At 33.0% G+C, this 14746-nt stretch carries 13 protein-coding genes; 8 read left to right on the top strand and 5 right to left on the bottom strand.

What is annotated here, in order from left to right; all coding sequences use genetic code 11:
• Window positions 1-46 precede the first annotated feature (46 nt).
• From sdaAA to EPK97_RS00545, 5 genes are all read left to right on the top strand, one after another.
• A complete protein-coding gene (sdaAA, locus tag EPK97_RS00565) occupies window positions 47-934 on the top strand; it encodes an L-serine ammonia-lyase, iron-sulfur-dependent, subunit alpha (protein WP_162034652.1) in 888 nt (295 codons plus the stop codon).
• 26 nt (window positions 935-960) lie between these two features.
• Window positions 961-2052, top strand: a complete 1092-nt coding sequence (locus tag EPK97_RS00560) for a M24 family metallopeptidase (RefSeq protein WP_162034651.1) — start codon at window positions 961-963, stop codon at window positions 2050-2052.
• A 14-nt stretch (window positions 2053-2066) separates the two neighbouring features.
• Entirely contained in the window at window positions 2067-3134 is a 1068-nt protein-coding gene (locus EPK97_RS00555) for a M24 family metallopeptidase (protein WP_162034650.1), read from the top strand.
• Between the two features lie 339 nt (window positions 3135-3473).
• Complete coding sequence (locus EPK97_RS00550; protein ID WP_162034649.1) at window positions 3474-4664, top strand: glycine C-acetyltransferase; 1191 nt, start codon at window positions 3474-3476, stop codon at window positions 4662-4664.
• Window positions 4665-4698: 34 nt separating this feature from the next.
• Window positions 4699-5655, top strand: a complete 957-nt coding sequence (locus EPK97_RS00545) for an L-threonine 3-dehydrogenase (RefSeq protein WP_162034648.1) — start codon at window positions 4699-4701, stop codon at window positions 5653-5655.
• 65 nt (window positions 5656-5720) lie between these two features.
• On the opposite strand, the gene EPK97_RS00540 is transcribed toward EPK97_RS00545, so the two are convergent.
• The 4 genes from EPK97_RS00540 to EPK97_RS00525 form a co-directional block, all read right to left on the bottom strand.
• Window positions 5721-6491 (bottom strand): amino acid ABC transporter ATP-binding protein, encoded by a 771-nt coding sequence (locus EPK97_RS00540; RefSeq protein WP_162034647.1) that lies wholly within the window; start codon window positions 6489-6491, stop codon window positions 5721-5723.
• A 13-nt stretch (window positions 6492-6504) separates the two neighbouring features.
• Window positions 6505-7710: an amino acid ABC transporter permease gene (locus EPK97_RS00535; protein ID WP_162035410.1), complete on the bottom strand. Its 1206-nt coding sequence runs from the start codon at window positions 7708-7710 to the stop codon at window positions 6505-6507.
• Between the two features lie 9 nt (window positions 7711-7719).
• On the bottom strand, window positions 7720-8892 hold the full coding sequence (locus EPK97_RS00530; protein WP_162034646.1) for an amino acid ABC transporter permease: 1173 nt from the start codon (window positions 8890-8892) through the stop codon (window positions 7720-7722).
• Between the two features lie 90 nt (window positions 8893-8982).
• Window positions 8983-10035, bottom strand: a complete 1053-nt coding sequence (locus EPK97_RS00525; RefSeq protein WP_162034645.1) for an amino acid ABC transporter substrate-binding protein — start codon at window positions 10033-10035, stop codon at window positions 8983-8985.
• Window positions 10036-10641: 606 nt separating this feature from the next.
• On the opposite strand from EPK97_RS00525, the gene EPK97_RS00520 reads away from it, so the two are divergent.
• The 3 genes from EPK97_RS00520 to EPK97_RS00510 all read left to right on the top strand — a co-directional run bounded on the left by EPK97_RS00520 (window position 10642) and on the right by EPK97_RS00510 (window position 12327).
• Complete coding sequence (locus EPK97_RS00520) at window positions 10642-11004, top strand: IDEAL domain-containing protein (protein ID WP_162034644.1); 363 nt, start codon at window positions 10642-10644, stop codon at window positions 11002-11004.
• Between the two features lie 64 nt (window positions 11005-11068).
• Window positions 11069-11476 (top strand): RrF2 family transcriptional regulator, encoded by a 408-nt coding sequence (locus tag EPK97_RS00515; protein WP_162034643.1) that lies wholly within the window; start codon window positions 11069-11071, stop codon window positions 11474-11476.
• Between the two features lie 248 nt (window positions 11477-11724).
• Window positions 11725-12327, top strand: a complete 603-nt coding sequence (locus EPK97_RS00510) for a TetR/AcrR family transcriptional regulator (RefSeq protein WP_162034642.1) — start codon at window positions 11725-11727, stop codon at window positions 12325-12327.
• Between the two features lie 522 nt (window positions 12328-12849).
• Here EPK97_RS00510 and EPK97_RS00505 read toward each other — a convergent pair.
• Window positions 12850-14382, bottom strand: a complete 1533-nt coding sequence (locus EPK97_RS00505) for an esterase/lipase family protein (RefSeq protein WP_162034641.1) — start codon at window positions 14380-14382, stop codon at window positions 12850-12852.
• Between the last annotated feature and the right edge of the window lie 364 nt (window positions 14383-14746).

Here is a 14746-nt window from a genome sequence, read left to right as displayed (position 1 = left end):
ACCGGTCTTCCATGAAATGGAACGTGAATAGAGAGGAGGAAACTTAATGTTTCGGAATGTAGCTGAACTTGTCCAATTAGCAGAAAATAAAAACATAAAAATTGCTCAAGTTATGATTGAGCAAGAAATGGAAGTAAAAGAAAAAACACGTGAAGAAGTACTTTCGTTAATGGGACAAAATTTAGACGTTATGGAAAGAGCAGTAGAAAAAGGATTAGCTGGTGTCCATTCATTTTCAGGTTTAACGGGTGGAGATGCAGTTCTATTGCAAAAGTATATTCAAAAAGGGCAGTTTTTAACAGGTGAAATTATCTTAGATGCGGTTAGTAAAGCTGTAGCGACAAATGAAGTAAATGCTGCTATGGGAACGATATGTGCTACACCGACTGCTGGTTCAGCGGGTGTTGTACCAGGTACATTGTTTGCTTTGAAAAATAAATTAAATCCTTCTAGAGAACAAATGATTGAATTTTTATTTACAGCTGGGGCTTTTGGGTTTGTTGTAGCCAATAATGCTTCTATTTCTGGGGCTGCAGGAGGTTGCCAGGCTGAGGTAGGGTCCGCTTCTGGAATGGCTGCCGCAGCCATCGTGGAAATGGCAGGCGGTACTCCAAAACAATCATCTGAAGCGATGGCGATTACGTTGAAAAATATGCTCGGTTTAGTATGTGATCCCGTTGCAGGATTAGTTGAAGTACCTTGTGTGAAAAGAAATGCGATGGGAGCTTCTAATGCAATGATTGCTGCTGATATGGCATTAGCAGGTATTACAAGTCGTATTCCTTGTGATGAAGTTATTGATGCTATGTATAAAATAGGTCAAAATATGCCTACGGCATTAAAAGAAACTGCACAAGGTGGTTTAGCAGCTACACCTACAGGTAAGGAATTACAAGAAAAAATTTTTGGAGTGTCATTAAATAAAAACAATTGATGGAATAGAAGGGAAGTAGTGTACTTATGGATACAAGAATTAAAAAGTTAGTGGATTATATGGAGCATCAATCTGTGGATGTACTATTGATAACTCAACCAAAAAATGTATATTACTTTACAGGCTTCCTGACTGATCCACATGAACGTTTTATGGGACTTGTTTTAATAAAAGGGGAAGACCCATTTTTATTCCTTCCTTTGCTCGATGCAGGGAACGCTGAAACTGTATCTAGTGTCAGAAAAATTTACTCCCATGATGATGCTGAAAATGCTTATGAAGTATTGCAACGTTATTTACCATCTAATATCTCAACGCTGGGTTTAGAGAAAAATCATCTTACAGTGAAAAGTTATGAAGCTGTGGTGGGTATAGCTAAGGCTGGTGAAATTCATGAGATAGATGAACTGCTTCAAGAAATGCGTGTATCTAAAAGTCAAGACGAGATTGCGAAAATCAAAAAAGCAATTCAAATCACAGAAGAAGCATTACGCTTAACAATTCCTAAAATTAAGTTAGATGTTACTGAGATGGAAGTTGTAGCCGAGTTAGAATATCAAATAAAGAGACTAGGAACGCAAGGTCCTTCCTTTTCAAGCATTGTATTAGCAGGGGAAAAAGCAGGTCATCCACATGGTCACCCAGGAGATCGTAAAATCAAAACAGGTGAATTCTTATTGCTGGACTTCGGGGTTATTTTAGATGGATACGTTTCAGATTTATCAAGAACCTTCGCAATTGGGGAAATTAACGATCAACTTAAAGACATTTATGATACAGTACTACAGGCAAATTTACAAGCGATTGAATCAGTTAGACCAGGCGAGCCAATTGCGAATGTTGATCTATCTGCTAGAGCAGTAATTGAAAACAGAGGTTATGGGCAGTATTTTATTAATCGTGTGGGACACGGATTCGGAATGGAGATTCATGAACATCCTTCGGTTCATAGTAAAGCAGAAGGTTTACTTCGTGAGGGGATGACATTTACGATCGAACCAGGTATCTATAACCCTAAATTAACTGGTGTTCGTATAGAAGATAACGTGGTAGTTACAAAAGATGGAGTAAATGTATTGTCTACATTTCCAAAAGAGTTACAAACATTAGATTTATAGGGAAAGGAGCGATTATGGAAAAGATAAAACAATTACGTACGAAGATGTCTAAACTAGATATTGATGGTTTTTTAATCACAAATCCACAAAATCGATTTTATTTCACAGGATTTACAGGAACTGCTGGGATTGCACTTATAACTGAAACTGATGCTATATTTCTCACGGACTACCGTTATGTAGAGCAGGCACGAGTTCAAACCAAAAATTTTAAAGTAATCAAATATCAGGATCGAAATTCTCTATTTATTGAAGTACCTGAAGTCATAAATAAGTTAGATATTAAGAAATTAGGGTTTGAACAGGAAGACATGACATACGGTGTTTTTTCAAAATATAACGAAGCAATCCATGCTGAAATGATTCCTACTTCGGGTATCATCGAAACGTTCAGAACAATTAAAACATCTAAAGAAGTAGATTTACTTAAATCCTCTGCTAAAATTGCAGATTCCGCTTTTGAGCATATTCTAGGTTTTATTCGACCAGGTGTGACTGAACATGAAATCTCTAATGAGTTAGAAAACCGTATGCGTCAACTAGGTGCAAGTGGTTCTTCTTTTGATATTATCATTGCTTCAGGTTTGCGTGGAGCTATGCCTCATGGTGTTGCTACTGATAAGCTCATTGAAAAAGGTGAGATGATCACGTTAGATTTTGGAGCGATTTACAAAGGATACATTTCAGATATCACTCGCACAATTTCAGTGGGAACACCAACTGAAGAGATGCGTAATATGTATAACATTGTACTTGAAGCTCAAGTTCGCTCTGTTGAGGCCATGAGACCTGGCATTCACGGTAAAGATATTGATGCAAATTCCAGAGATTACATAAACGAAAAAGGATACGGTCATTACTGCGGTAATAGTGCAGGTCACGGCATTGGATTGAATTTATGGGAAGAGCCATTCCTATCCCCAAAATCCACTTTAACCCTACAGGCAGGGATGGTTGCTACATTGGAACCAGGCATTTATATTCCAGGAGTTGGTGGTGTTCGTATCGAAGATGATGTTGTCATTACAGAAGATGGGCATGAAGTACTTACGAAATCATCAAAAGAATTAATTATATTGTAATGTCTTAATATTTTAAACTTATCATGGATCAATCATTCTGTTTAAGACCTTTTAAGAAATTAAAAGGTCTTTTTTGTATTTAATATAACAAAAAACAGCAAAATAATTATATGTGGGATGTGAAAAGGCTAATAATGACCCTAATCACAAATATTTTTATAAAAATGTCCATATAGGGTAAACAAAAATGAAATAATAGTATATAATATTATTAATAAAAACATTGATATAAAAGAGTTAAAGCGCTTTTATTAATACCTAACATAATGTCCACCATATATGGATTTTTGTATTTGTCTAGATTACAAAATATAACAATTGATGACGGAGGTACAAGATATGTCAAGTAACGTTTTGCAAGATTTTTTAAATCAAAATTTAAATGAGTTAAAAGAAAAGGGTTTATACAATGAAATTGATCCACTTGAAAGTTCAAACGGACCCGTTATTAAAGTTAATGGAAAACAACTCATTAACTTATCCTCAAACAATTATTTAGGATTAGCTACTGATGAACGTTTAAAACAAGCAATGATTGAAGCAATTAATGAATATGGTGTAGGTGCAGGAGCTGTCCGTACAATTAATGGTACATTTAAATTACATATAGAACTGGAAGAAAAACTTGCAAACTTCAAACACACAGAATCAGCCATTGCTTATCAATCTGGTTTTAACTGCAATATGGCTGCTATATCAGCTGTCATGGATAAAAATGATGCGATATTGTCTGATGAATTAAATCATGCCTCTATTATTGATGGTTGTCGTTTATCTAGGGCAAAAATTATTAGAGTTAATCATTCCGATATGCTTGATTTAAGGAAAAAAGCAAAAGAGGCTAAGGAATCTGGATTATATAACAAAATCATGGTGATTACAGATGGCGTTTTTTCAATGGATGGGGATATTGCCAAACTTCCTGAGATTGTGGAAATCGCTGAAGAGTTTGATCTAATCACATATGTTGATGATGCTCATGGTTCAGGAGTTTTAGGAAATGGAGCAGGAACAGTTAAACATTTTCAATTGTCAGATAAAGTTGATTTTCAAATTGGTACATTATCAAAAGCGATAGGCGTAGTAGGTGGTTATGTAGCTGGTAAAAAAGATCTAATAGATTGGTTAAAGGTTCGCAGTAGACCCTTTTTATTTTCAACCGCTTTGACACCAGCTGATATCGCAGCAAGTATTAAATCCATAGACATTTTATCAGATAGTACTGAGCTTCAGGAGAAATTATGGGAAAATAGTAAATACTTGAAAAGAGGGTTAACAGAACTTGGTTTTGATATTGGAAAAAGTGAAACTCCTATCACTCCTTGTATTATTGGTGATGAATTACAAACACAACATTTTAGCAAACGACTTTACGAGGAAGGTATTTATGCTAAATCCATTGTTTTTCCAACTGTACCAAAAGGAACAGGTAGAGTACGAAATATGCCAACAGCTGCACATACAAAAGAAATGTTAGATCAAACCCTGGCCATTTATCAAAAAGTAGGGAAAGAAATGAATTTGATTTAACTTTAATAATACATTCACAAAGGAGGGATAAGTGATGAAAAAAATTCTGATTACTGGGGCTTTAGGTCAGATTGGTTCTGAACTCGTTTTAAAATTAAGGAAATTATATGGGGCCAACAATGTGATTGCAACAGATATTCGTAAAAATGATAGTATAGTGGTAACATCTGGTCCATTTGAATTGTTAGATGTAACGGATGAACAAAAAATGTATCAAATCACGAAAAAGTATAAAGTTGACACTCTAATTCATTTAGTCGCTTTATTGTCAGCGACGGCGGAGCAAAAACCATTACTTGCATGGAATTTAAATATGGGAAGTTTAATGAATGCATTAGAAGTAGCTAGAGAATTGAATTTACAACTTTTCACTCCAAGTTCAATTGGAGTTTTCGGACCTACAACACCAGCAAATCATACACCTCAAGATACAATTTTAAGACCTACAACGATGTATGGAGTAAATAAGGTTTCTGGTGAGTTATTGTGTGATTATTACTTTCAAAAGTTTGGTGTAGATACAAGAGGATTGCGTTTCCCTGGACTTATTTCTTATGGCACTTTACCAGGGGGAGGGACTACAGATTATGCTGTAGAGATTTTTTATAATGCAATAAAAAATAAGAGCTATACTTCATATATTGACAAAGGGACCTATATGGATATGATGTATATGCCCGATGCCATTCAGGCAATTATTGACTTAATGGAAGCTGATTCTTCCCAACTTTTACACAGAAATGCATTTAACGTTACAGCAATGAGTGTTGCTCCTGAAGATTTTGAAGTAGAAATTAAGAAATACATTCCTTCATTTACGATGAATTATCAAGTTGATTCCATTAAACAGTCTATTGCTGAAAGCTGGCCAAATTCAATTGATGCAACTTGTGCTAAAGAAGAATGGGGTTTTAAAGCTGAATATGACCTTGCGAAATTGACGAAAGATATGCTTGAAAAAATAAATAAAGAGCAATTGTCATTTTCTTAATAAAACAAAATTTCTGAATAAATAAAAAACCCCAAGTTCTTAGGGGTTTTTTATTTAAATTTCACTTATAAAATTTGAGATAAGAACAATTTTGTACGTTCATGTTTTGGATTATCAAATAACTCTGTTGGTGTACCTTCTTCAATAATTTCTCCATCATCGAACAAGATAATACGATCTGCAACCTCTCGAGCAAAGTTCATCTCATGAGTAACAACTAGCATCGTCATACCTGATTTTGCTAATGTTTTCATAACATCTAAAACCTCTTTAATCATTTCAGGGTCTAAAGCAGAGGTAGGTTCATCGAATAACATAATTCTTGGTTGCATAGCTAATGCTCTAGCAATAGCTACACGTTGCTGTTGCCCTCCAGATAACTGACCAGGAAATTTATGTGCTTGCTCTGGTATACCTACTCTTTCTAATAATTCCATTGCAACTTTCTCTGCCTTCTCGCGTTTCCATTTACGTACCCAAATTGGAGCTAGAGTAATATTTTTAAGAATGGTCATATGAGGAAAGAGGTTAAATTGCTGGAATACCATACCTGTTTCTTTACGTATCGCATCAATATTAGATACATCATGAGATAGGTTTATTTCATCAACAATAATTTCACCTTTTTGAAATTCCTCTAATGCATTGATAGTTCTAATGAATGTAGATTTACCTGAACCGGAAGGGCCAAGGATAACAACTACTTCACCTTGCTTTACGTTGACATCTACATCCTTTAATACATGATGTTTTCCATACCATTTATTTAAGTCCTTAACAACTATAATATCTTCACGGTCTTCTAGTGGTTTCTGTAAGTTTTTTTCATCTAACATATTGAGACCTCCTTTAACGATTTCCTACACTAAGTGATTTTTCTAATCTGCGACTCACATGAGCCATTAAGTAACAGAAGATAAAGAATACAACTGCACCGAATACTAGAACTTCTAAATCTAAACCTATATATTCTGGTTTTGCGATCATAGATAAACCAATTTCTAAAACATCTAATAATCCAATAATTAGAACAAGAGTTGTATCTTTGAATATAGCAATATACTGTCCGACAATGGCTGGGATTACTGCTTTTAATGCTTGTGGCAAGACAATAAAAATCGTCGTGTACGTAGAGTTTAAACCTAATGCTTGTGAAGCCTCGAATTGTCCTATTGGAAGTGATTGTAAACCACCTCTTACATTTTCAGCCATATAAGCAGAGCTAAACATAGTTAGTGCAACCATTGCTCCAACAACATCATTGATTTCAATACCACCTGTAAATAATGGAAGCATGAACTTGGCCATAAATAATACAGTAATCAAAGGGATTCCACGAATTACTTCGATATAAATAATACAGAAATATTTTATAATAGGTAATTTACTTCTACGACCTAAGGCTAACAAAATTCCTAATGGGAAGGAGCATACGATAGCAACAACAGCTAGAAGGATATTTAACATAAATCCGCCCCATAGATTCGTACTTACTGACGGTAATATTCCAAGTCCACTAATGAAGAAGATAACGAATGGAAATGAAAGGAACCAACCAATATAAGTGATCTTCTTAACCTTTGGAAATTTGTGTCCTATATAAAAGAAAGAGAGTAATGTAGCTAGGTTTGCAATAATCCATAGTCGACTAGAGAGTTCAATAAATGGAAGTAACATTGAGACGAATAACAAACCACCAATCGTGAACGCAATGCTATTCATAATCCCTTTTCCAAATCCCCATGACAAACCAAGTAGTGCATGGAAAAATAGTAGTAAAGTCCATATTCTCCAAACATCTTCTTCTGGATATCTGCCAACTAATAAAAATTTTAATTCATTTGATATAACATGCCATTCAGCATCAATTAATACCCATGTGAAAGCACCCTTAAGTATAAAATAAGCTGCGATTGAGATAATAACTGTTAATAATGTGTTTGCCCAGCTACTGAATAGGTTTTGTCTTAACCAACCAATCACTCCAACTGAAGTTTTAGGTGGTGGAGTTTCAGCCTTTTTTTGAGGTTGTTTTACATTCATTTGTTCGCTCATATTTGGCACCTACCTTTCCACCAGTTGGAATTTTTTATTGAATATATTCATGATGATCGAAGTGATTACACTTAAAGTCAAATATATTAATATGACTAATGTAATATTTTCAATTGCTTTACCAGTTTGGTTTAGAACAGTGTTACTTACGTAAACTAAATCAGGAAAACCAACCGCCATTGCTAAACTTGAGTTTTTAATTAAATTCAAATACTGGCTTGTGACTGGTGGAATAATTATTCTTATCGCTTGTGGAAAAATAACTTTACTCATTGTTGTGCTATTTTTCAAACCAAGTGCTTTTGAAGCTTCCACCTGTCCTTTAGATATAGCTTGGATACCGCCACGAACAATTTCAGCTATATATGTGGATGTATATACAACTAATGCAATTAACATTGCTTCAAATCCAGGTTTTAGTATATAACCCCCCTCATACAATCTACCAGCAATAGTTGGGTTTTCTAAGGTGAATGGAGCACTTCTTGTGATCAGTAACGCAATAAGCAACATTCCAATGAACACAGCTATAGACCACAAACTAGAACGTGTATTATTACCCGTTTCAATTTGTTTTTTGATTAATCGTGAACGGATGACAACTGCAGCAATTAATCCTACAAAAGATAATATAATCCATATGGTTGACCCAGATGTAGCATTAAACCACGGTAATGCTGTACCTCTATTACTTATAAAAATCGGCCCCACATTGAATTTTTCTTCTATTAAAGGAAGTGGAAGGATGACCGCATAATACCAAATAAATATTTGCACTAAAAGCGGAGTATTTCTAAAAATTTCAACATATACGGTTGATACTTTTCTCAGTAACCAGTTATTAGATAATCTAGAGATCCCTACAATGATCCCTACTATACTAGCTAAAATAATCCCTACAACACCGATTTTAATAGTATTTACAATCCCTACCAAGTAGGCTCTGGAATATGAATCTTGTGGTGTAAACTCAATCGCTTTATCACCAATATCAAAATAAGCAGTGTTTGATAAAAATTCGAAACCTAATTCAATCCCTAATTTCTCTAAACCATTCATGGCGTTTGTAAAAAGAAAAGACCCAATGATAACCACAATAACTACAAACAGTATTTGTAATAAGATAGGAATGATTCTTGTATCGCGCCAGAAAGGGGTAGCTGTTGAATTTTCTTTTTTCATCTATTAAGTCACCTCACAAATGTATAAAATAAGGTCTGCTCAAAAGTGAAAGCAGACCTATTAAAAATGAATATAGAGCTAAATGTTTTATTAACGGAATGGAGGTGAGTACAATAATCCACCATTAGTGTATAGATCATTTAGTCCACGGTCTAAGTTGAATACGGTGTTTTCACCTAAATGACGTTCGAAAATCTCTCCATAGTTACCAACTTGCTTTATTGCCTCATAAGCAAATTTAGAACTTACTTCAAGTTGTGCTCCTAAACTACCATTTTCATCTTCACCAATACCTAATAAACGTTGAATAACTGGATCGTCACTATCTAAGAAAGAATCTACATTTTCAGAAGTAATACCTAATTCTTCAGCTTGAATCAGAGCATTTAATACCCATCTTGTTAAATCAGCCATTTTATCGTCCCCACCTGCAACGACAGGACCTAATGGTTCTTTAGACATTGTGTCGTCTAGAATCTTATATGCACTTGAGTTTGAAATTGTTGACAATCTAGAAACTAAACCAGATTTATCTGTTGTAAACGCATCTACTGAACCAGCTTCTAAAGCAGCGATTGCAGCTTCTTGATTATCAAATGTTTGTGGTTCATAGCTGACACCAAGTTTAGCCATTTGGTCAGCAAGGTTTAATTCAGTAGTTGTACCTGTTTCAACCGCAATGATCATACCGTTCATATCAGTTAACGTATTAACACCACTATCGGCACGAACCATCATACCTTGACCATCATAAAATGTAACTCCACCGAAGTTTAATCCAAGGTCAACATCACGAGAAGTAGTCCAAGTCGTATTACGTGATAGTAAGTCGATTGATCCAGTTTGAAGAGCTGTAAAACGCTCAGAAGCTGTCAGAGGTGAGAATTCAACAGCATTTGCATCGCCTAATATAGCAGCGGCTACAGCTTTAGCAAAATCAACATCAAAACCTACATAATCTCCACCTTCTAAATAACTAAATCCAGGAAGTTCACCATTTACACCAGCGTTTAATGTTCCTCTTTCTTTAATTTGATCTAATACTGATTGAGAAGTTTCTGTTTCTTCACTACTTGAACAACCAACTAATGCAATAGAAGCTAATAAAAATACACTTAATAATACCAATATACTCTTTTTCATTTTAATCCCCCTATAAATATATTTTACTAGTAACATTATGTTTACCATATTTCTTTCATTCAAATTTTATTAAAATGTATAAATATTTATTTAAAAGACATAACAATACTTACATAATAGTTACATTGAATGAAAGGAAATAGACGTGATAAATGTCACTTCTACATACTAATATAATACAGTACTTCATATTTTACAAGACATTTTGTGTAATGTTAATGTAATATTTAGAGTATTAAAACGCTTTCATTTTAATACAAAAAAAATTACAAAGTCATAAAATATGATACTGCAATTTTATAAGCATACAGTTTGTTTAAATTATTATAATATAAGAGGTATAAGAACACAATGATATTATTTTATAAAGTAATAACAATTCAAAATTGTATGCTAAAAAATTTTTTTACAGCTGTTTAAATATAAATTAAATAGAATAGATTATTCATTCTAAAGTTTGGTGAAGTGACCATTGACAATTTGGTACTGTAATGTTTATAATTACAGTATAAATAAAATGATCAGTTTGGGGAATATTTTTTTCTCTAAACTGTTATATAAAACATTACAGTATTAAGTTCAACTTATTGAAAGGGGAGTATTATAATGAAATTGTTTAATGTAGGAGATTGGGTAAAAGGAGTCAGCAAGGAAGATGAGTTTTTCATTGGTTATGTAGAAAGAATAAAGGATACAATGGCTAATATATATATTGTTCAAAGTGATAATCCATATTTAATAAATCGTAAAGTAAAAATTTCAACTAATAAAATAACTACAATGGATCCATCTGACTTATATTTTGAAGGAAATATTTTAAATTTAATTGATATTGCTTTGATAGAAAAAAATGAAGATGATTTTATAAAGTATACGAATCAACTTCATGAATTACGATCAATCCATGACAAACTGACTAACCTAGAAGTAATTAATTTTACTAGAGGAGAGGGATATCATCGAATATAATTCGATTGACAACGATAAAACAACTCGATAAGATTAGCAGTGTAACAAAGGAGGAGCACTATAAATGAACAGTGAATTTACATTAGCTGTACACAGCCTAGCTTATCTTTCGATATTACCGGATAAAATGTCTACTAGTGATTGCCTCGCTGAAAGTGCATCAGTTCATCCAGTGAGAATACGGAAAGTATTAAGTATTCTTAGAAAAAATGGTTACATTAAATCAAAGGAAGGTGCTGGAGGAGGATTCATTCTGAATACAAATCCTAGTGAGATTTCATTAAAAGATATTTATATAATGACCTCCGAAGGTACTTTACAACCTAAATGTTCGAAAATAAATGAACATTGTATAATTGGAGCTAATATGCAAATTGTGTTAAATGGCATATTTTCAGATGGAGAGAAACAACTCTGTGAGTTTTTAAGTCAATTCACAATTGAAGACATTATAAACAGGGTAAAGTCTTAACTATTTTCATTTAAGCGAGGTTAAATAATTGATCAACGAGTATGTTGTTATGTTGTAACTTTCTACCTATATGAATCGACCTAATATAATATAATTTCAACTAAAAATTTACTATGTGTATTATTAAATTAGATAAAACCTAGTAAATTTATATGGATAGTTTTATATGATTGTATTATGATAGAGTTAACCATACAATGTTTTAGGTCATTTTTCATTTTGGGACTGATAGAAGGGAGTTAACTAACTTGGAAACTGAAATCCATACTAGGCAACGTATTCTAATCGCAGCGGAAGAATTATTTTCAAAAAAAGGGTTTGAAAAAGTCACTATTAGAGAAATAGGTAAAAATGCAAACTGCTCTCATGCAACGATATATTTTCATTTTAAAGACAAGAAAAACATTTTAGAAAAACTAGCTGTAGCACCAATGAAAAAGTTGTTGTATGATTTAAAAGAAATTACAAAAAGTGATGATATAGATTCAAAAGAGAAGTTAATGAGGATTTGTAAATTGCATCTACAGTTTGGTTTATCTAACGTATATTTGTACAAGCAATTTTTTTCTGCGGGTTTTAAAGCTGACTATTCAGAAGTATTTTCTGATGAATGGGATAAGTTTAGATTTGATATATATGATTTACTTTTTAATGATTTTTTTCCAAATCATTTTAAAACCTCAGATCATAACCAACTTGTTTTAAACAGTAAACTTTTACATTACCAGGTGCATGGTATTATTGTGGTTCACATTGCAGCTGGAAATTACTTTTTAAAAGAAGAAGGAGATTTAATTCCTTTAATTGAACAGACTGTTTATAATTTCACTCTAACTAGTAAGCCACTTTAAAGTTAATATCATTTATTTATTTTATTACATCTTTGATGTAAATCAACTATCACAGCGATCATCGAATGCTTTCAAATCTTAAAACAAATACCTTTACCTAAAATAGGTGCAGGTATTTGTTTTTTTAGGTCCATATGTGTTCAAAAAAAAAATAATTCAGGCATATTTTTTACTATTGGCGAATACTATGGTATACTAATACAGTAAAGCGATAGAGATATATTAATATGTTTGAACTATTTTATAAATAAATTGAAATATGTGTGAATTTTTATGGAATGTAGTTGTTAAACATAAAATAAAGGTATATAATAAACTAAGCTGATCTACCTTTGGTAGAATAGTGATAATTGATTTAACAGTCCGTTATACGAGGGAAATAACGGACTGTTTTTTTGCTGGGTGAACATTGACATCAACACATCCTGTGACTACAACTATCCCTCTGTTTTCGCCATTAAGGCTAGCTTATCGGAGAGTTTTTTTTATTAGAGTTATTTTAACATTCTTTATTTATTTGTTTTATTGAGAATAAGACTTCACAGCAGTTCGATAAAAAACTTCGCCATCTTCAGTAGTACCTACTATTTCATAAGTAACATTGGTTGATTCAGAATTAATAGTATTTAGAATATCTTTGTTTAAATTTTTGTTGTTGTTGCTTTTCCGTTTATTTATTTTTATCTTTTTATCAATTTTCAATTTCTTTTCTTTTTTAGATTTATCTTTTTCTTTATTTGGTTTTTGATTAGCTTTTTCTTCTAACTGTGACCATTTTAGATCAAGTGCATTTGAGCCTTCAAAATTTGTAATAATTAGAAACGCATCTTTTTGTGAACTATTCATAGTGATCGTCCAATCACCTGAATCAGGTTGGTCTATTACAAAGGTTTGATTGTAACTGCCTTTGAAAATGTGGTTTTCATCGTAGGATTTAAACTGCTTTGATATTTCTGTATACTGTTTTCCTTCTGGGGAGGATAGAGTTACTTCGACATGTTCTCCACTTGTTAATATTTGAAAAGTCACTTGATGATTACCAGATTCCACTGGAATTACTTCTTCAATAGATTGATTTACGGGTAATGTATCTCCACGTAATAATTGTTCAGGTACATAAGTTGATTCAATATTTGTTTCACCTGTAGAAAAAGAAGGAGGAGAGAAAGAAGTTAAATTGCTTAATATTAGATCCATACTTTCAAAAGAAATATATCCCATTCGAATATTATCGTGATTTACGTCATCTCCACCGCTTAAAAAATGTGTCCCATAAGGTAGCTGAGTACTCGATACTGGTACTAGCCCATCACTATCTTCCCACAAATATGCTCCACCAAACCAAAGAGCAGAGAATATTGGACCCCATCCTGTACCTGAAGCTGTATAATAATTATTTTTTAAAGCGTTTTCATGATTATCCGTTAATAATCTGAATTTCTCCATTTCACCCACTTGCATAGAATAAGTTCCATCATCTGTCTGTCCAATTAAATCTGCTAACCAGTTTGCCCACCAGCTATAAGCTAAATCAGCTGTAGGTGTTCCGTAATGAGGAGTGCTAAGAGTAATCACATCATCAACATAGGGCCAAGCTTCGTAATGTATTAATGCAGCTTGTGTATCCACTCCACCTTTACTGTGCGAAACAATATTAACTTTTTCACCAAAATGATCATGTATCTCCTCTAACATTGCTGCAAGCAATAAACCGTTATCCCACATGTCAGCTGCATCTTCGCCCGTTGCATCCTCTAACTGTACAAACGCAGTACGATAGCCATTGGAATAGAAATAATCATACATATCATTTTCACCGTAATATACAGTTTCTTCCCACCAATCCCTAGCATTCCCATGTAAACCTTGAACAAATACGATGGGGGACTTACTTTCATCAATTTCCAAAGGTTCGCCACCCAAATACCAAGTACCTGGAACATCTTCAACATTTACAGGTGTTGGGGCACTGTTTAAACTAGCCCCACTTGCATAAACAAATGATACTGAAGACACAATTAAAAGTAAAACTAAGAAGAGGACAACATATTTCATATACTCATCTCCCTTTTAATAATACTTAACTCCATTATAATTAATGTATATAAATTAGTAAATATGTTATATTTTTACACAGTTAAATTATTTTGATTTTAATCTTTCTTCAATTAACAATATGAGAATTAAAAAGACTTTTCATTAAAGAAGTAGAATTAATAGGATAACTACAAGAAAACTAGAATTACTATGGTAAAATATTGAAAATATACTATTTTAAAGATATTTCGCTGTTTATTGAGTTTTAAGGGTCTATTTTATTTGTGTTAAAATAGATTCGAATCCCGGGATGAAATTAGAGTTATTTATATGAATCATAATTAGATTATCTAAATGTTATTTCTTAATAGAGTAAATCTAA

It is taken from the genome of Chengkuizengella sediminis, assembly GCF_010078385.1.
Lineage (GTDB): Bacteria > Bacillota > Bacilli > Paenibacillales > KCTC-33759 > Chengkuizengella > Chengkuizengella sediminis.
Note: the sequence above shows the minus strand (reverse complement) of the source record. Positions and strands in the feature narration are given on the sequence as shown.

Bases quoted from the DNA above. Each gene is read 5' to 3' on its own strand.
- EPK97_RS00515 (WP_162034643.1), top strand. From the start codon at position 11,069: ATGAACAGTGAATTTACATTAGCTGTACACAGCCTAGCTTATCTTTCG.
- EPK97_RS00560 (WP_162034651.1), top strand. From the start codon at position 961: ATGGATACAAGAATTAAAAAGTTAGTGGATTATATGGAGCATCAATCT.
- EPK97_RS00505 (WP_162034641.1), bottom strand. From the start codon at position 14,382: ATGAAATATGTTGTCCTCTTCTTAGTTTTACTTTTAATTGTGTCTTCA.
- sdaAA (WP_162034652.1), top strand. From the start codon at position 47: ATGTTTCGGAATGTAGCTGAACTTGTCCAATTAGCAGAAAATAAAAAC.
- EPK97_RS00530 (WP_162034646.1), bottom strand. From the start codon at position 8,892: ATGAAAAAAGAAAATTCAACAGCTACCCCTTTCTGGCGCGATACAAGA.
- EPK97_RS00550 (WP_162034649.1), top strand. From the start codon at position 3,474: ATGTCAAGTAACGTTTTGCAAGATTTTTTAAATCAAAATTTAAATGAG.
- EPK97_RS00545 (WP_162034648.1), top strand. From the start codon at position 4,699: ATGAAAAAAATTCTGATTACTGGGGCTTTAGGTCAGATTGGTTCTGAA.
- EPK97_RS00555 (WP_162034650.1), top strand. From the start codon at position 2,067: ATGGAAAAGATAAAACAATTACGTACGAAGATGTCTAAACTAGATATT.
- EPK97_RS00540 (WP_162034647.1), bottom strand. From the start codon at position 6,491: ATGTTAGATGAAAAAAACTTACAGAAACCACTAGAAGACCGTGAAGAT.
- EPK97_RS00525 (WP_162034645.1), bottom strand. From the start codon at position 10,035: ATGAAAAAGAGTATATTGGTATTATTAAGTGTATTTTTATTAGCTTCT.
- EPK97_RS00520 (WP_162034644.1), top strand. From the start codon at position 10,642: ATGAAATTGTTTAATGTAGGAGATTGGGTAAAAGGAGTCAGCAAGGAA.
- EPK97_RS00535 (WP_162035410.1), bottom strand. From the start codon at position 7,710: ATGAGCGAACAAATGAATGTAAAACAACCTCAAAAAAAGGCTGAAACT.